Source organism: Hymenobacter convexus, from assembly GCF_030580955.1.
Lineage (GTDB): Bacteria > Bacteroidota > Bacteroidia > Cytophagales > Hymenobacteraceae > Hymenobacter.
In genome coordinates this window covers 748,833-766,652 of the sequence record NZ_JAUQON010000002.1, presented here as the reverse complement: position 1 = coordinate 766,652, position 17,820 = coordinate 748,833, and the positions used below count along the sequence as shown (strand labels likewise).

General features: G+C 60.9%; 11 protein-coding genes. 7 read left to right on the top strand and 4 right to left on the bottom strand.

Going from position 1 to position 17,820, the window contains the following annotated elements; genetic code table 11:
• Positions 1-32: 32 nt before the first annotated feature.
• Together ftsH and rsfS are read right to left on the bottom strand one after the other, a co-directional pair.
• A complete protein-coding gene (gene ftsH, locus Q4S41_RS06600) occupies positions 33-2,159 on the bottom strand; it encodes an ATP-dependent zinc metalloprotease FtsH (protein WP_305030306.1) in 2,127 nt (708 codons plus the stop codon).
• Positions 2,160-2,414: 255 nt separating this feature from the next.
• Positions 2,415-2,795 carry a ribosome silencing factor gene (gene rsfS / locus Q4S41_RS06595; RefSeq protein ID WP_305014021.1) on the bottom strand — a complete coding sequence of 127 codons (381 nt, stop codon included), beginning with the start codon at positions 2,793-2,795 and terminating at the stop codon, positions 2,415-2,417.
• Positions 2,796-2,862: 67 nt separating this feature from the next.
• On the opposite strand from rsfS, the gene Q4S41_RS06590 reads away from it, so the two are divergent.
• The 5 genes from Q4S41_RS06590 (at position 2,863) to rlmB (ending at position 10,213) form a co-directional block, all read left to right on the top strand.
• Positions 2,863-3,621: a biotin--[acetyl-CoA-carboxylase] ligase gene (locus Q4S41_RS06590; RefSeq protein WP_305030305.1), complete on the top strand. Its 759-nt coding sequence runs from the start codon at positions 2,863-2,865 to the stop codon at positions 3,619-3,621.
• A 249-nt stretch (positions 3,622-3,870) separates the two neighbouring features.
• A complete protein-coding gene (locus Q4S41_RS06585; RefSeq protein WP_305030304.1) occupies positions 3,871-4,518 on the top strand; it encodes a T9SS type A sorting domain-containing protein in 648 nt (215 codons plus the stop codon).
• A 195-nt stretch (positions 4,519-4,713) separates the two neighbouring features.
• The gene (locus Q4S41_RS06580; RefSeq protein ID WP_305030303.1) at positions 4,714-7,722 is read left to right on the top strand and encodes a glycosyltransferase family 117 protein; all 3,009 of its coding nucleotides are present in this window, start codon (positions 4,714-4,716) and stop codon (positions 7,720-7,722) included.
• A gap of 212 nt (positions 7,723-7,934) precedes the next feature.
• Positions 7,935-9,221 carry a GWxTD domain-containing protein gene (locus Q4S41_RS06575; RefSeq protein ID WP_305030302.1) on the top strand — a complete coding sequence of 429 codons (1,287 nt, stop codon included), beginning with the start codon at positions 7,935-7,937 and terminating at the stop codon, positions 9,219-9,221.
• Positions 9,158-10,213: a 23S rRNA (guanosine(2251)-2'-O)-methyltransferase RlmB gene (rlmB, locus tag Q4S41_RS06570; protein WP_305030301.1), complete on the top strand. Its 1,056-nt coding sequence runs from the start codon at positions 9,158-9,160 to the stop codon at positions 10,211-10,213. Before Q4S41_RS06575 ends, rlmB begins: the two co-directional genes overlap by 64 nt.
• Before the next feature lie 215 nt (positions 10,214-10,428).
• Here rlmB and Q4S41_RS06565 read toward each other — a convergent pair whose 3' ends face one another.
• Complete coding sequence (locus tag Q4S41_RS06565; protein WP_305030300.1) at positions 10,429-11,511, bottom strand: mannose-1-phosphate guanylyltransferase; 1,083 nt, start codon at positions 11,509-11,511, stop codon at positions 10,429-10,431.
• A gap of 185 nt (positions 11,512-11,696) precedes the next feature.
• Positions 11,697-12,713, bottom strand: coding sequence for a KpsF/GutQ family sugar-phosphate isomerase (locus Q4S41_RS06560; RefSeq protein ID WP_305030299.1), 1,017 nt, complete (start codon positions 12,711-12,713; stop codon positions 11,697-11,699).
• Between the two features lie 325 nt (positions 12,714-13,038).
• On the opposite strand from Q4S41_RS06560, the gene recQ reads away from it, so the two are divergent.
• The gene (gene recQ, locus Q4S41_RS06555; RefSeq protein WP_305030298.1) at positions 13,039-15,243 is read left to right on the top strand and encodes a DNA helicase RecQ; all 2,205 of its coding nucleotides are present in this window, start codon (positions 13,039-13,041) and stop codon (positions 15,241-15,243) included.
• A gap of 275 nt (positions 15,244-15,518) precedes the next feature.
• Positions 15,519-17,624 carry a M3 family metallopeptidase gene (locus tag Q4S41_RS06550; protein WP_305030297.1) on the top strand — a complete coding sequence of 702 codons (2,106 nt, stop codon included), beginning with the start codon at positions 15,519-15,521 and terminating at the stop codon, positions 17,622-17,624.
• Positions 17,625-17,820 lie beyond the last annotated feature (196 nt).

Genomic DNA, 17,820 nt, shown 5'->3' with positions numbered 1-17,820 from the left:
CGGGGCTGGCTTTCCAAAACACGTTTATCGGACTAACCCGCCACGGCGCTGCCGCTGGGCGATGCCGCTTCGTTGTTGCGGTTGTCGTCGTTCAGGCCGGGCAGGTTCAGGTCGGGCAGGTCGCTGCCGAGCTTGCCGCCGGCGGCTTGTTCGCCTTTCACCTCGCTGGCGGTTTCGCTGCGGTCGGTGCCGGCCATGTGGGCCTGGTAGTTGGTCTGGGTGTCGAAGGGACGCGGGCCCACGAGGCGGGTTAGGTCTTCCTGTTGCAGCACTTCCTTCTCCAGCAGCTCTTTAGCAATGACCTCCAACTCGTGGCGGCGCTCCGTTAGCAGCTCCTTGGTGCGGGTGTACGCCTGCTCGATGATGCTGCGTACTTCCTCGTCAATCATCTGCGACGTGGCTTCCGAATAAGGCTTCGAGAAGCCGTACTCGTTCTGCCCTTTCGAGTCGTAGAACGACACATTGCCGAGCTTAGCGTTCATGCCGTACATCGTTACGATGCTGTAGGCCATTTTGGTGATGCGCTCCAAGTCGCTCAGCGCGCCGGTCGAAATTTTGCCAAACACCAGTTCCTCGGCGGCGCGGCCGCCCAGGGCCATGCACATTTCGTCAATCAGCTGTTCGGTGTTGTACAGGAACTGTTCCTTCGGCAGGTACTGCGCGTAGCCCAGCGCGGCCACGCCGCGGGGCACAATGCTCACCTTCACCAGCGGGTCGACGTGCTCCAGGAACCAGCCCGCGATGGCGTGGCCGGCTTCGTGGTAGGCCACAATGCGCTTCTCGCCGGGCGAAATGATTTTGTTCTTCTTCTCCAAGCCGCCAATCACGCGGTCGATGGCGTCGGTGAAATCCTGGTCGGTGATGAATTTCTTGTCGCGACGGGCGGCGATGAGGGCCGCCTCGTTGCAGACGTTGGCAATTTCGGCGCCGGCAAATCCCGGCGTCTGGGCCGAAAGGCGCTTGGCGTCCACGTCGGGGCCCAGCGTCAGCGGCTTGAGGTGCACCTGGAAAATCTCGGTACGGCCGTTGATGTCCGGCTTGTCGATGCTGATTTGACGGTCGAAACGACCGGGACGCAACAGGGCCGAATCCAGGGTATCGGGCCGGTTAGTAGCGGCCAGGATGATGACGCCGGAGTCGGTGCCAAAACCGTCCATTTCCACCAGCAGCGAGTTCAGCGTGTTCTCGCGCTCGTCGTTGCCGCCGGGCACCGAACCGCGCGAGCGGCTGCGGCCCACCGCGTCAATCTCGTCGATGAAAATGATGCAGGGCGCTTTAGCTTTGGCTTGCTTAAACAAGTCGCGAACCCGGGCCGCGCCCACACCCACAAACATCTCCACGAAGTCGGAGCCTGACAGGGAAAAGAACGGCACGTCGGCTTCGCCAGCAACGGCTTTGGCCAGCAAGGTTTTGCCGGTGCCGGGAGGACCCACGAGCAGCGCGCCTTTCGGAATCTTGCCGCCGAGGATAGTGAACTTGCTGGGGTTCTTGAGGAACTCCACAATCTCCTGCACTTCTTCCTTGGCTTCTTCGAGGCCGGCCACGTCTTTAAAGGTAATTTTCACCTTGTCGCCTCCCTCAAACAGCGCGGCTTTGCTCTTACCGATGTTGAAAATTTGGCCGCCGGGGCCGCCAGCGCTGCCCATGCGGCGCATCAGGAACCAGAAACCGACAATCATCAGCACAATGAAGCCATAAGTGCCGATGTAGTCGCCGGGGCTCTGGCGGTCCTCAATGTTGAGCGGCAGGCGCTGGGCGCTGGGCACGTCCTTCTGAATCTTGTCCAGGTCTTCCTGGAAAAGCTTGGCATCTACCACCGGAAAGTAGAACTGGGAGCCCGTGGTGGCCGTGCCGAAGGGCGTGCGGCGCGTGAGGTCCTGGCGGTACTCGGTTTTTTGCAGGGCTTCGGGCTTGAGGCGCACCTCCACCACCTTCTGGTTGCTGATGATGGTGATTTCCTTCACGTCGCCGGCGGCGAGCATGGTTTCGAACTTCTGCTGGTTGATTTTGGCCGGCGCGTTCAGGCTGTTCATCACAAACACCCCGAATACGAACACCAGCAAGCCCGCCAGCACCCACAGCTGCAAACCCGGACGCGGGTTCGGCGCCGGGGTCAGGGGCTTCTTTTTCTTGCTGTTATTGGGATTTTTATCCGACATGAAAATAGCTAGTTAGAATCTGGTATAACTACGAACCCAACACCGCCTCAGAAGCAAATGTTCGGTGAAGCAGAAGACGCAGCAGGGGCATTTTTATTTTACCGAATGGGGCTTCTAGCGAAAAAGAACGCCATGCTGAGCGCAGCCGAAGCATCTCTACCGAAGTAGTAATCCAATCGTCGCGATTAGTTGCGCGGTAGAGATGCTTCGACTGCGCTCAGCATAACGTTCCTTTTCGTTGTGCGCTCCAGCGCCCTACGCTGGCTCCGACTCGATGTAGCTGATGTCGGCGTCGCCCCACAGCTCCTCCAGCGCATAAAAGCGGCGGCGGTCGCGCAGGAACACGTGTACTACCACATCCACGTAGTCGAGCAGCACCCACTCGCGGTTGGTGCGGCCTTCGGTTTGCCAGGGGCTTTCGCCGGTTACTTTTTCAATCTCCTCTTCCACCGAGCGGGCCACGGCTTCGAGTTGGGTATCTGAATTGGCCGAGCAGATGATAAAATAATCTGCCACCGCGTTTTTTAATTCCTTCAGATTCAGCACCACGATGTCGGACGCCTTCTTGTCCTGCATGCCGCGAACGACTAAATCTGCCAATGTGTCTGAATCCTGACGGACCAACGTGCTTTTCATATTGTGGTGTTAGGTGTGAGCTTTACAGCCGAAAGTCTACGAAGTTAACGAAACGAGAAAGAAGGCCGTGGTTGTCACCCCTCAAACCCTGTTCACGGGCCAGCAGCTTATCTGGTTGCCGGCCTGCCCCTCCACCAATTCGGAGGCGCAGGCGTTGATAGTCCAAAACCGGGCCAGTGAGGGCTGCACCGTTATTACGGACTTTCAGTCGGCCGGCCGGGGCCAGCGCGGCAACCAATGGGAAGGCGCCGCCGCCGAAAACCTGATGCTCTCGGTGGTGTGGCAACCTACGTTTCTGGCCCCCACCCAACAGTTCCAGCTCAGCCAGGCCGTGGCCCTCGGGGTGCACGACTGGGCCGCCAAGCTACTGGGCCCCGACCCCAGGCTGCGCCTGAAATGGCCCAACGACCTCTACTACGGCGACCAAAAAGTGGGCGGCATTCTGATTGAAAACACCCTGAGCGGCCCAAAGATTCAATATAGCATCATTGGCATTGGCTTGAATATCAACCAGCAGGGCTTCTCGGTGCGCACGGCCACGTCGTTGGCCAAGCTCACGGGGCGGGTGTATAACCGCGCCATCGTGGCTGCCCGGCTACTGGAATTTCTGGAGCGGCGCTACCTACAACTGCGCGGCGTGCACGTGGACCAACTGCGGCAAGACTACCTGCGGGTGCTCTACCGCTACCAGGAAACCCATTTTTTTGAGGTAGACGGGCAAACGGTACTCGGCCAGATTGTGGGCGTGGAGGAAGATGGCCGGCTGGCGGTGGAGATAGGTGGAAAGCTGCGTCGGTTCGGCTTGCAGGAAATCCGGCACGTGTAGCAACCCTGGCGGCCATTCTGGCATCTGGCAGGTATATTCAAATTTATTGATAAAATAATTTTGAACGCAGGCAACCGGGCTGTCTTTTTTGCCGAGTTGTTTTCGAGCGCCAAACAACTTTTGGCGTTTTCGGCAGTCCATCAAACCGAAACGACTGAGCCGACGTTGGTTCCCCAACTCGGCACGGTGCTTGTCTTTAGGATTTCGACCCGTATCTTACCCGTCACCTCACTCTTTTCTGCTTTCCTGATGAAACTCTTTACGCGCATTTTTGCCATCGCCGCCATTCTGGCCATGCCACTGGCGCCGGTGCTGGCCGCCAACATCACCATTCTGGTGGGCGACAACTGGTACCACGGGCCGGGCAACACGACCAACGATGCCGACATCCGGACCATTAACGTGGGCGATGTGGTGACGTGGAGCTTCGTGGGCCAATCCAGCCACCCCACCGCGTCGGACAATGGCGCCTGGGCCACGTTCCAGATGAACTCGGCCAACACTACCCGCACCATGACGTTCAACACGGCGGGCATTTTCCCTTACCACTGCGAAGCCCACGGCGCTCCCGGCCTGGGCCAATACGGTGTGCTGACCGTGCGGGCCGTTACCACCGCTACCCTCGACCCTGCTGCCGCTGGCATCTCGCTGAGCGTGTACCCTAATCCCAGCCGCGGCCAGGTCACGGTGAAGCTCGACCAGAAACCCGGCACCGACTACAAGCTGCGCCTGAGCAATATTATTGGCCAGGAAATCCGCACCGTAGCCCTCAAGCCGGAGCTGACCGCCACCGGCCTGCCGCTCGACCTGAGCGACCTGCACGCCGGTATGTACGTCTACAGCCTGCTGGTCGACGGCAAGGTGGTGAGTACGAAACGACTCGTCTTGCAGAACTAGCGGTTTTATTGCCGGAATCAAGAACCAAAAAGCAGCCATTGGCTGCTTTTTGTGTTTCTGGGCTGAATCGGTGGCCGGGTCCGTGCAATGTGCAACCTCGCATTGCCTACTTTTGCCCTTTAACTGATTTGTTAGCTTCTTTTTCCGGTCGCGGTTTGATATCGACGGCCGGCGTTGCGTGCCTCATTCGATTGTATGCGTTCTTTTAAAAGCCTGAATAACCTCGTGGGCTGGCTGGTTTTTGCCATTGCCGCCGTCACCTACCTGCTCACCCTCGAGCCCACGGCCTCGTTCTGGGACTGCGGCGAGTTCATCGCCTGCTCCTTCAAGCTGCTGGTGCCGCACCCCCCGGGGGCGCCCACGTTCCTGCTGCTGGGCCGCCTGTTTTCGCTGTTTTCGTTTGGCGATGTGACCAAGGTGGCTGTGCTCATCAACGCCCTTTCGGGCCTGAGCAGCGCCTTCACCGTCCTGTTTTTGTTCTGGATTATCACGCGTATGGCCCGCAAGCTGGTGCTGCGTGAGGCCGTGGGCAACAGCAACCTGCGGGCCGAAACCATCGAGCCCAGCCAGGGCCAAAGCTTCCTCATTCTGAGCGCGGGCGTGGTGGGCGCGCTGGCTTTTGCCTTCTCCGATTCGTTCTGGTTCAACGCCGTGGAGGGCGAGGTGTACGCCATGTCGGCCCTCTGCACGGCGGCCGTGGTGTGGCTGATGCTGAAGTGGGAAGGCCACGCCGACGAGCCCGATTCCGACAAGTGGATTATCCTCATTGCCTACGTTATCGGCCTGAGCATCGGCGTGCACTTGCTGAACCTGCTGACGCTGCCGGCGCTGGGCTTCATCTATTACTACCGCCGCACGGCCAACCCCAGCCTGAAGGGCGGCATCTTGGTGATGGTGGTGAGCATGATTATCGTGGGGTCCATTCTGGTGGGCATCATCCCGGGCCTGCCCACGCTGGCGGGCAGCTTCGAGGTGTTCTTCGTGAACACGATTGGGCTGCCGTTCAACTCGGGTTTGTTCATCTTCCTGATTGTGTTTATCGGGCTGATTTGGTTTGGCTTCCGCCTCTCCTACCAGCGCCGCAGCCAGCTGCTGAACACGGCCATGCTGTGCTTCGTGTTTATTCTGATTGGGTATTCTTCTTACTTAATTGTGCCCATTCGCAGCTCGTTTCAGCCCACCATCAACGAAAACGACCCCGAGGATGTGCTCAGCTTCGTGAGCTACCTCAAGCGGGAACAGTACGGCTCGCGCCCGCTGCTCTACGGCCCGCAGTTCAACGCCCAGCCCAACGGGCAGGAGCCCGGCGCGCCCCGCTACGCCCGCGACACCAAAACCGGCAAGTATAAGGAGCTGCCCCCGCAGCCCGACTACACCTACGCCGACGAAGACAAGATGCTGATTCCGCGCATCTACAGCTACGAGCCCGACCAGATTGCCAACTATAAGAAGTGGGTGGACATCCAGGACGGCGTGAAGCCGACGATGGGCCAGAACCTGGGCTTCCTGTTCCGCTACCAGATGGGCCACATGTTCTGGCGCTACTTCATGTGGAACTTCGTGGGCCGCGAATCCGACATTCAGCAGGCGGGTGTGGTCACGCCCTTTAGCCCCGGCAAAGCATCGCTGCCGGCCCGCATCGGCGAGAGCCCGGCTCATAATAACTTCCTGGCGCTGCCGCTTATTCTGGGCCTCATCGGGCTGTTTTTCCAGAGCCGCCGCGACAGCAAGGACGCTTGGGTGACGGGCCTGCTCTTCATCATGACGGGCCTCGCCATTGTGTTCTACCTCAACCAGCCGCCGCGCGAGCCGCGCGAGCGGGACTACACCTTTACCGGCGCCACGTTTGCCTTCTCCATCTGGATAGGCCTCGGGGTGCTGGGGCTGGCCGAGCTGTTTGGCAAGGTGGTGAAGGCCGACGGGTTGCGCGCCGGCCTGGCCCTGGTGGTGGGCCTGCTCATTCCGGGCATCATGGCGGCCCAGGGCTGGGACGACCACGACCGCTCCGACCGCTACAACTCGGTGGACTCGGCCAAGAACCTGCTGAACTCCTGCGCCCCGAACGCCATTCTGTTCACCAACGGCGACAACGACACCTTCCCGCTCTGGTACGCCCAGGAAGTGGAAGGCGTCCGCACCGACGTGCGCGTGGCCGTGCTCAGCTACCTGAACACCGACTGGTACATTGCCCAGATGAAGCGCCGCGCCTACAAGTCGCAGCCCTTCCCCATCAGCATGGGCCCCGAGGCCTACGCCCAAGGCACCAACGACATGCTGCCCTTTGCGGCCAACCCGGCCGTGCCCAGCGTGAATCTGAAGGAGTTCCTCCAGCTCATCAACTCCAACAACCCGCTGCTGCAGGTGCAGTACCAGGAAGGCGGCCCGAGCATGAACTCCTTCCCGACGCCCAACTTCTACCTGCCCATCGATACGGTGGCGGTGAAGAAACTCGGTATTATTCCCAAAGACCGGGAGAAGCAGCTGGTGAGCAAGATGGAATGGAGCATGGGCAAACGCGCCATCGAGAAGAAAAACCTGGTGATTCTGGACATGATTGCCACCAACAACTGGCAGCGCCCCATCTACTTCAGCAGCACCGTGGCCCCGCAGGACTACATGAACCTGCAGCCCTACTTCCAGCTCGAAGGCATGGCCTACCGCCTGCTGCCGCTGAAGGACCCCAACTACGACCCCCGCTCCGGCGACGAAGGCTACGTGGAAACCGACCTCACCTACCAGCGCCTGCTGAAGGATTTCAGCTACCGCGGTCTGACCGACGCCAATATTTTCTACGACGAAAACAACCTGCGCTTCCCGGCCAACTACCGCGACAAATTCGCCCGCCTGGCCAACGCCTACCTGGCCCAGAACAACGTGGCCAAGGCCAAGGAAGTGGCCGACAAATGCCTGGCTCTGATGCCTGACGCCGCCATTCCCTACGACTACTACTCGCCGCAGCTGGTGCCCGCCTTGGTGGCCGGCGGCGAAAAAGCCAAAGCAAACCAGATTCTCGACACCATGACGGCCCGCTCGAACCAGATGCTGGCCTACTACTCCACCAAGCCCGACGCCAGCCTCTTCGAGGACGACATGCGCGGCTACCTGCTGGGCCTGCAAAGCGTGTACCGCGCCGCCGAACTCAGCGGCGACAGCGCCCGCAGCCAGAAGGCCTATGGCCTGATGAGCCAGTACTACCCGCGGTAACTGGGCAGATGCATCGCGACGAAAAAGGCCGGTCCGCAGTGTGCGGACCGGCCTTTTTCGTCGCGATGCTTGTCGGCTCTGTTCGCTGGCGCGCGTCTAGCACACCTCTTCACCGGGGAGGGTCTGGGGGTGAGGCCCACGGCTACACCATTCCCCCGCTTTCTTCGTTGCTGAAAAAAGGACATTTCATTTCCGCATCCGTAGTGCCATCTATGCCCCTCCGTTCGTCCCATTGGCTGTGCCTCGGCTGGCTGCTGCCGCTGCTGTGCGTTTCCTTCGCGCCCCTGGCCCCACGCCCCGACTACGCCGGCCTCTACCGCGACGTGGCCCACCTCGATGTGGACACCCGCCGTGAGGGCGACAGCCTGCGCTTCTACCTGCGCCTGCCCGCGCCCGCCCGCCTGGGCCCCGGCCATGCGCTGCGCCTCACCGCCTGGCCTAGCTACGAAGCCCGCCAACCCCTGTGGCAGGACAGCGTGCCCCGCCGCCGGCAGCACCCCATCCCTTTCCCTAATGGCCTGCGCCTGAGCTTCTGCGTGGCCGTGAGCCGGCTGCCGAGTGGCACCGTGCTGCAACTCAGCACCAGCCAGCCCGATGCCAAGGACGACTACCAGGAGCCTACCACCACGGCCTGGCTGCGCCTGACAGACGCCATCATGGCCCGCCCGTTCGTGCTCGTGGATTCGGTGGGCCAGCCGCTGCTGCGGCGCTACGTGCAGGCCGGCGAGCCCTTCGGCGTCGACTGCTTCGGCCTCTACCAGCCCGTGCGCTGGAAACGCTACGCCGTGAGCCCCGCCCCCGCCCTGCCCCCCATGACCAACCCGGCCGCCATGCCCGCCGGCCCGCGCACCCTGCCCGTGCTCGACTCGGCCAGCACCCGGCCCGGCCAGCCCCTGCGCTTTGCCGAGCCCGGCCTATATGCCCTGCGCGTGGGCGGGGCCGGCGGCGTGGCGCCCCGCACGCTGGCCCTGATGGTGGCCGCCAACCAGTATCCCGACCTTACCACGGCGGCCGAGCTTATTGAGCCGCTGCGCTATCTTACCACCAGCCAGGAACGCCAGAAGCTCACCGACGCCCCCAACCCCAAGCGCGCCGTGGATAAATTCTGGCTTGACATTGCCAAGGGCAACCAGACGCTGGCCAAGGAGCTCATCCGGCGCTACTACGGCCGCGTGATAGCGGCCAACGAGCTTTTTGCCGCCCACAAAGCCGGCTGGCTTACGGATAGAGGCCTGCTGTACGTGGTGCTGGGGCCGCCGCCGAGCGTCCGGCGGTTGTTTGATGGCGAGGAACGGTGGTATTATCCCGACGGCAGCGTCGATGGTGGGCCCATTACCTACAGCTTCCGGCCCCGGCCGAGTACCTTTGCCCCTGATTACTACGAATTGGTGCGCCGGCCCGAGTACGAACTGCTCTGGTATGCCGCCGTTGAAAAATGGAGAACCCCACCGACCGCCCTGACCGGCCCGAACGCCCCCAACGCCCTGCCCGCCCGTTAGCCGGCCGCCGCTTCTACGATGGTGCCAACCGGCCCGTCACCCCCAAGCAGTTCCGCCCCGACCGCGGCGGCAGCGAGTTTGACGACCGCCCCGCCCGCCCCCGCGGCCGCGGCGGCTCCGACAACCGCGACGACGCGCCCGAAGGCCGCGGCGACAGCCGCCCGCCCTACCGCGAGCGCGGCGAAGGCGCCGGCCGCAGCGGCGGCTCCGACCGCCCGCGCTACGAAAACCGCCCCGCCCAGGCATCCAGCATCGACATGCTGTTTGGCCTGCGCCCCATTCTGGAAGCGCTGAGCGCGGGCCGCACGCTGGAAAAGATTTTCCTGCTGCGCGGCACCAAAAACAGCCTCGTCACGGACATCTCCACCGCCGCCCGCGAAGCCGGCATTCAGGTGCAGCTGGTGCCCGTGGAGAAGCTCGACAACCTGACCCGCAAGAACCACCAGGGCGCCGTGGCCTTCGTGTCGCCCATCGACTACGCCCCGCTCGACAACATCGTATCCGGGCTATTTGAGGAGGGCAAAGTGCCCTTCCTGCTGCTGCTCGACCGCATTACCGACGTGCGCAACTTCGGCGCCATTGCCCGCACGGCCGAATGCCTGGGCGTGCAGGCCATTGTGGTGCCCAGCCGCGGGGCGGCCCAAATCAACGGCGACGCCCTCAAAACCTCGGCCGGCGCGCTCAACATCCTGCCCGTGTGCCGCGAGGTGAGTTTGCACGAAACCATCCGATTCCTTCAGCAGTCGGGCATCACTGTGGTGGCCTGTACCGAGAAAGCCGAGGACGCCGTAGGCTCCGCTGAAATCGACTTCACCGGCCCCGTGGCCGTGCTCATGGGCTCGGAAGAAGACGGCATCTCACCCGACCTGCTCAACCTAGCCGACGTGAAGCTGAAAGTGCCCATGACTGGTCAAATTCAGAGCTTGAACGTGGGCGTGGCCGCTGGCATCATGCTGTTTGAGGTGGCCCGCCAACGGGTGCAGCAGGCGTAGCGCCTGTCATTGCGAGGCCGCAGGCCGTGGCAATCCGTTCTCTCTCCGCGACCAACCTTGCGAAGTGACAACCGAAGGTCAGCGAAGCTAAAGCCAAATTAAAAAGCCCCGACACTGCGTAGTGCCGGGGCTTCTTGGTAAAAGAGCGTGTCTGGTGGTGCTGAGAGGCCGGATTGCCACGGCCTGCGGCCTCGCAATGACAGACGAAGCAGAGCCTAGTTATACCCGCTGCCCTTCTTGGCCTTCACGTCGGCCACGAACTCCTTCACGCGCTGCTCTTCGCTGCGCTTGCAGATGAGCAGCACATTGTCGTACTCGGCCACAATGTAGTCTTCCAGGCCCTGCACCACCACGAGGCGCTCCGACGGCGTTTTGATAACGCAGCCGGTGGTGTCGTAGAGCAGCACGTCGCCGCTCACCATATTGTTGTTTTCGTCGCGCTCGCCGATGCGGTGCAGCGAATCCCAGGTGCCCACGTCGCTCCAGCCGAAGTCGGCGGGCAGCACGTACACGTTATCGGCCTTTTCCATCACGCCGTAGTCGATGCTGATGTTGCGGCAGCGCGAGTAAGCCTCCCCAATGAAAGCCTCCTCCTCGGGCGTGCCCAGTTGAGCCGCGCCTTCGTCGAACACTTCGGCGATGTCGCTCAGGTATTGGTGGAAGGCGTTGATGATGACATCGGCGCGCCACACAAATAGGCCCGAATTCCAGAGGAAATCACCGCTTTCCACGAACATCTTCGCAATTTCCAGATTGGGCTTTTCGGTAAAGGTCTTCACCTTGTGCAGCTCACCGCCGGGCAGGCTCTGCTCGTCCATGTACTGGATGTAGCCGTAGCCGGTATCGGGCCGCGAGGGCTGGATGCCGAGCGTGATGAGCACGTCGCTGGCCCGGGCCGCGTCAATGGCCTTGCTGATGAGGCGGCGGAACTCGTCTTCGCGCAGCACGGCGTGGTCGGCGGGCGTCACGATGATGGTGGCCTTGGGGTCGCGCTGGGCAATACGGTAGCTGGCGTAGGCGATGCACGGCGCCGTGTTGCGGCCGATGGGCTCGCCCAGAATCTGGTCGGCGGGCAGGTCGGGCAGGTGCTCCTGCACCAGCTGAGTGTAGTCGCGGTTCGTCACGACGAAGACGTTTTCGCGGGGGCACACGCCCGCAAACCGGTCGACGGTAAGCTGAAGCATGGAGCGTCCAACGCCCAGAACGTCATGGAACTGCTTGGGGTGGTGGGTGCGGCTGAAAGGCCAGAAGCGGCTGCCGATGCCGCCAGCCATTACGACGAGGTAGGTGGAATTCATTGCCGCAAAGGTAATGCCGGGGCCGGACGTGCGACGGTTGGTGGATTACCACTGCTTCAACACGTCATGCTGAGCGCAGTCGAAGCATCTCTCCCGAAAGAGTAAACCAATCGACTGAGTTAGCTGCGCGGTAGAGATGCTTCGACAAGCTCAGCATGACGTTCGTCCATTCAACAAAGGCCTTGCTACACCAGCCCCTCGCGCAGCAAATCGTGCAAATGGATGAAGCCGGCAAACGCCCCGTCTTCTGTCACCACCAGCTGCGTAATGTTGCGCTGCTGCATACGGGCCAGCGCTTCGGCGGCGAAATCTTCGATGTCGATGGTAGCCGGGCGCGGGGTGAGAATGTCGCGGGCCCGCAGCTTTTCGAGGTCCGAAAAGCTGCCCAGCATGCGGCGCAGGTCGCCGTCGGTGATGATGCCGGCTAGCGCGCCATCGGCCGTCAGCACGGCGGTGGCGCCCAGGCGCTTGCCCGAGATTTCGAGCAGCACCTCTTTCAAAGGCGCATCTTCCAGCACTTGCGGGCGCTGGTTCTGGCGGCTCAGGTCGCCCACTTTCAGGTAGAGGCGCTTGCCGAGGGTGCCGCCGGGGTGCAGGCGGGCGAAGTCGGCAGCGGTAAACTGCCGACTTTCGAGCAGGCACACGGCCAGAGCGTCGCCCAGGGCCAAGGCAGCCGTGGTGCTAGTGGTGGGCGCTAGGTTGTTGGGGCAGGCCTCTTTGGTTACCGGTGCGTGCAGAATGTAGGTAGCCTGCTGGCCAAGGTAGGAGTCGGCGCGGCTCACCAGCGCGGCCAGGGGCACGCCCTTGCGGCGCAGCAGCGGCACCAGCACTTTGATTTCAGGTGTGTCGCCGCTCTTGCTAATGGCGATGACGAAATCTTCGGGCTGAATCATGCCCAAGTCGCCGTGGATGGCGTCAGCGGCGTGCATGAACAGGGCCGGCGTGCCGGTGCTGTTGAGCGTGGCCACCATTTTGCCCGCCACGTGGGCGCTTTTGCCGATGCCCGTGACCACCACGCGGCCTTTCAATTGCAGAATAGCCTGCACGCAGCGCTCGAAATCGGGCGTGGCCGCGATGGCATCGGCCACGTCGTGCAGGGCGGCGGCTTCCTCGTGCAACACGTGGCGCGCAATGCGCAGCACATCGACCGAAGCAGAATTGGCGGCGGTGGCAGAATGGGCGGATTCGGAAGGCACAGACATAAGCGGAGCGGGAAATGACCCGGCAAAATTCGGGGATAGAAACTTAGCCACGAGCAAGGATGCCAGGCCATGGCTTCAGACAGGAAATTCCGTTGGCAGAACAATCGTTTTTAAACAACAAATGCCTGATAATCCAAAGTCGGTTTAAAAATGGCTGTCCGTCTGCCATTTGCTTTTTACTGAGCGAACTATTGCGTATTCGGCGTGATAAAATTGTTTTCCACAATTCAAGAAAAACACCATTTTTCACGATAAAAACCAATACGCGTGCTTATCTTCGTTAAGAACCGCGCCTCCATACGCCTCTCATTTGAGCTCTCGAACTATGTCAACAGTTGCCCTCCAAGAATCCCCGGTCCTGACGGCCGATTTGAAACATACGCTTAAGGAAGTATTCGGCTACGGCCAGTTTCGGGGAACCCAGGAAGCTGTTATTCAAAACATTCTGGCGGGGCGCAACACCTTCGTCATCATGCCCACGGGGGCGGGCAAAAGCCTGTGCTACCAGCTGCCGGCGCTGGTGCTGCCGGGCACAGCCATCGTTATTTCGCCCCTCATCGCCCTGATGAAGAACCAGGTCGACCAGCTCGGCGCCTTCGGCGTGAATGCTCAGGTGTACAATTCGACCCTGACCAAAACCGAGATGAAGCGGGTGCAAAAAGACGTGATGAGCGGCGAGGTGCGCCTACTCTACGTGGCCCCGGAAAGCCTGACTAAGGACGATACCATTGAGTTTCTGCTGAAATCGACCATCAGCTTCGTGGCCATCGACGAGGCCCACTGCATTTCGGAGTGGGGCCACGACTTCCGGCCCGAGTACCGCAAGATTCGCGGCATCATCGATAACCTCGGGGGCAACGTGCCGATTATCGCCCTCACGGCCACGGCCACACCCAAAGTGCAGCTGGACATCCAGAAAAACCTGCAGATGGACGATGCCAGCGTGTTCAAAACCAGCTTCAACCGCACCAACCTCTACTACGAGGTGCGCGCCAAGCATAACACCAAAAAACAACTGATTCAGTACGTGAAGCAGCACAAGGGCAAGGCTGGCATCATTTATTGCCTGAGCCGCAAGAAGGTGGAGGAAATTGCCGAGCTGCTGCGCGTGAACGACGTGCGCGCCCGCCCCTACCACGCCGGTCTCGACCAGCACACCCGCATCGACAACCAGGACGCGTTTCTGAACGAGGAGTGCGATGTGATTGTAGCTACCATTGCCTTCGGCATGGGCATCGACAAGCCCGACGTGCGCTTCGTGGTGCACTACGACGCGCCCAAGTCCATTGAGGGCTACTACCAGGAAACCGGCCGCGGCGGCCGCGACGGCCTGGAGGGCAACTGCCTGATGTTCTACAGCTACGATGATATTCTGAAGCTGGAAAAGTTCAGTAAGGACAAGCCGGTGACCGAGCGCGACAACGCCCACCAGCTGCTGGCCGAGATGACGAACTACGCCGAGTCGTCGGTGTGCCGGCGGCGGCAGCTGCTGCACTACTTCGGCGAGGTGCTGGAGAAAGACTGCGGCTTCTGCGACAACTGCAAGCACCCTAAGGAGCGGTTTGAGGGCGAGGCGGCCGTGGGCCTGGCCCTGCGCGCCGTGGTGCAGACCGAGGCGCGGTTCAACCTCACGCACATTGGCCAGGTGCTGCTGGGGCTGAGCAACCCGCACATCGAGAGCTACGCGCACAATGCGCTGCCGATTTATGGCCAGGGCAAGGAGCTGGGCGACGCGCAGTTCTGGCACTCGGTGCTGCGACAGTGCCTGCTGAACGGCTTTTTGGAAAAGGACATCGACAGCCTGGGCTTGGTCCGTATCACCGATAAGGGCATAGATTTTATCGAGAATCCGTACTCTATTACCCTTACCCGCGACCATAATTTCGACGCCGAGCAGAAGGCCGATGAGGAAAAGGAAGAAGTGCAGCACGCCGCCGGCCACGACGAGGCGCTGTTCACCCAGCTCAAGGAACTGCGCAAGCAGGTGGCCAAGCAGAAAAACCTGCCGCCCTACGTGCTGTTCCAGGACCCGAGCTTGAAGGAGATGGCCACCACCTACCCCACCTCGCTGCACGACCTCACGCACGTATCGGGCGTGGGCCAGGGCAAGGCGCAGAAGTTTGGCGCGCCCTTCGTGGCCGCCATCAAGAAATACGTGGAAGACAACGACATCGAAACTGCCGAGGACGTGGTGGTGAAGTCGGCTGTGAACCGCTCGAAAATCAAAATCTACGTCATTCAGCAGATTGACAAGAAGATGATGCTGGAGGACATTGCGTCTTCGAAAGGCATCACAATGGCCGAGCTGATGGAGGAAATCGAGCACATCTGCTACTCCGGCACCCGCCTCAACATCGACTACTACCTGGAGGAAATGGTGGAAGAAGAGGTGCGCGACGAGATTTATGACTACTTCATGACGGCCAGCACCGACAACATTGCCGTGGCGATGAAGGAGCTGGGCGACGACTTCACGGAAGAAGAACTGCGCCTGGTACGGGTGAAATTCCTGAGCGAAGTAGCCAACTAATTCCGGCCGCGGCCGGCTGAAGGAGCCCCAACGAAGCAACCTTGCGCAAGAGGTGGTTTCGTTGGGGCTTCTGTTTGGGGTGCCTGGCAAAAAATAGCATGTCATGCTGAGCGCAGCCGAAGCATCTCTACCGCAGCAGTAAATTCCGTCGATTGGATTACTTCGGCACGCGAGATGCTTCGGCTGCGCTCAGCATGACGTTCCTTTTTATTCGGTTACTTACAATTGACTACCCGCTAACTTGCCAGACTTTTCAATTTTTTCTGCTTTTAAGGATGAATCATTCTTTCCCTTCTCTCCCTTCTCGCATCGTTTTGCGGGGCGCGTTTTTGCTGTTTTCCGTGGGCACACTCGATGCCGCCGCGGCCGGCCATTCTAAAGGCGCGACGGCGACGCCCAATCCGCTCATGCCGGCTTTCAACCAGCCCATTGCCTTCAGCAAGGCCACCAAGGCCGATGTGCAGCAGGCCACGGACCTGGCCATTGCCAACACCAAGAAGGCCCTGACGGCCATCTACAACGTGCCGACAGCTAAGCGCACGTTTGCCAACACTATGCTGCCGCTGGATGCGCTGAACGACAACTTTGGTAGCGTGGCCGGCCCCATCAGCATCTTGTTCAACGCCAGCCCCGACTCGGCGGTACGCAACCAGGCCGAGCGCAGCCTGGCCCTCATCAGCAAGTATGGCAACGAGCTGGAGCTGGACGAGAAGCTCTACCGGGCCGTGAAGGACTACTCGAAAACCAAGGAAGCGCTGGCCCTGACCGGCCCGCACAAGAAGTTTCTCACCGAGACGGTGGACGAGTACGAGCGCAACGGCTTCGCCCTGACGCCCGAGAAGCGCCAGGAGCTGCAGAAGCTCAACGACAAAATTGCGGACCTGAGCCTGGCTTTCGGAGCCAATATTGCTAAGGATAAGAGCTTTTTGCTGGTGAACGAGGCCGATATGAAAGGTCTGCCCGACGATTACATCAAGAGCCGCCCGCGCGAGGGCGCGGCCTACCGCATCAACGTGGACGGCCCGTCGTACGGCACGTTTATGAAATATGCGCAATCGGAGACGCTGCGCAAGCAACTATATGTGCTGTATAATAACCGCGCGGCGGAGGCCAACCTGCCGGTGCTGAAGCAGCTGCTCATCGAGCGCCAGAAAAAAGCGCAGCTGCTGGGCTATAAGACCTACGCGGCCTACCAAACCAGCAGCCGCATGGTGAAAAACCCGGAAACCGTGTGGGCCTTCGAAACCAAGCTGGTGGACCGGGTGAAGCAGAAAAGCCAGCAGGACCTTGACGAGCTGCTGGCCGTGAAGCGCGCCTACCTGAAGGATGAAAGCGTGAAAACCATCGCGCCCTGGGAAACGAGCTTCTACAACAACCTGCTGATGCAGAGCAAGTACCAGCTCGACGGCGAGAAGGTGAAGGAGTACTTTGAGGTAAACCACGTGGTGGACGGCCTGTTCCAGACCACGCAGCAGCTGTTTGCCCTGAAATTCAACGAGGTGAAGGGCGCTTCGGTGTGGCATAAGGATGCGCGCATGTTTGAGGTGCAGCGCGACGGCAAGCTCATCGGGCGGTTCTACATCGACCTGTTTCCGCGCGACAACAAGTACACCCACGCGGCCTGCTTCGGCATCACGTCGGGCCGGGCCACGGCCCAGGGCTACCAGCTGCCCACGGCGGCGCTGCTCTGCAACTTCAACGCGCCCACGCCAGGCAAGCCGGCCCTGATGACGCACAGCCAGGTGGTGACGTTCTTCCACGAGTTCGGCCACGTGATGCACAACCTCCTGACCACGGCGGAGTTGTCGTCGCAATCGGGCACCAGCGTGAAGCGCGACTTCGTGGAAGCGCCCTCGCAGATTCTGGAAAACTGGGCCTGGAACTACGACGCCCTCAAGACCTTCGCCAAGCACTACCAGACCGGCGAGGTGCTGCCCAAGCCGCTCTACGACAAGATGTGGGCGGCCCGCAACGTGGGCTCCGGTCTGGCCGCGTCGCAGCAGATTCTATACGGCACGCTGGACATGACCCTGCACGACCGGTTCGACCCGAACGGCACCGAAACCACCACCGACGTGCTGAAAAAGCTGCAAAACCAGATTACGCCCTTCGCCTACCTCGACGGCACCAACATGCAGGCCGCTTTCGGCCACCTGACGGGCTACGGCGCAGGCTACTACGGCTACATGTGGTCGAAGGTGTATGCCGAGGACATGTTCTCGGTGTTTGAGAAAAACGGCATCATGGACAGCAAAACCGGCCTGCGCTACCGCGACTACATCCTAGCCAAAGGCGGCACCGACGAGGAATACAACCTCGTGAAAAACTTCCTGGGCCGCGAGCCCAACCAGGAAGCCTTTTTCAAGTCGCTGGGGCTGTAGGCGCGGCTGCCAGGAGCGCACGGAGGTTGTTTGCATGCCACCAGCCCATCATATTGAGCGCAACTCGCTAACAATCAACCATGCCAAAAATGCCGCCTGATGAGGCGGCATTTTTTGTATCCGGCCGGGGTTGTTTCGAACCCGGGCCCATGCGGCGCGTATTGCCAGGCGCACGCAGCTCGCTGGTTGGAGTTCG

Excerpts from the sequence above, each read along its gene's own strand:
- ftsH (WP_305030306.1), bottom strand. The coding sequence starts at position 2,159 with ATGTCGGATAAAAATCCCAATAACAGCAAGAAAAAGAAGCCCCTGACC.
- rsfS (WP_305014021.1), bottom strand. The coding sequence starts at position 2,795 with ATGAAAAGCACGTTGGTCCGTCAGGATTCAGACACATTGGCAGATTTA.
- Q4S41_RS06585 (WP_305030304.1), top strand. The coding sequence starts at position 3,871 with ATGAAACTCTTTACGCGCATTTTTGCCATCGCCGCCATTCTGGCCATG.
- Q4S41_RS06580 (WP_305030303.1), top strand. The coding sequence starts at position 4,714 with ATGCGTTCTTTTAAAAGCCTGAATAACCTCGTGGGCTGGCTGGTTTTT.
- Q4S41_RS06575 (WP_305030302.1), top strand. The coding sequence starts at position 7,935 with ATGCCCCTCCGTTCGTCCCATTGGCTGTGCCTCGGCTGGCTGCTGCCG.
- rlmB (WP_305030301.1), top strand. The coding sequence starts at position 9,158 with ATGGAGAACCCCACCGACCGCCCTGACCGGCCCGAACGCCCCCAACGC.
- Q4S41_RS06565 (WP_305030300.1), bottom strand. The coding sequence starts at position 11,511 with ATGAATTCCACCTACCTCGTCGTAATGGCTGGCGGCATCGGCAGCCGC.
- Q4S41_RS06560 (WP_305030299.1), bottom strand. The coding sequence starts at position 12,713 with ATGTCTGTGCCTTCCGAATCCGCCCATTCTGCCACCGCCGCCAATTCT.
- recQ (WP_305030298.1), top strand. The coding sequence starts at position 13,039 with ATGTCAACAGTTGCCCTCCAAGAATCCCCGGTCCTGACGGCCGATTTG.
- Q4S41_RS06550 (WP_305030297.1), top strand. The coding sequence starts at position 15,519 with ATGAATCATTCTTTCCCTTCTCTCCCTTCTCGCATCGTTTTGCGGGGC.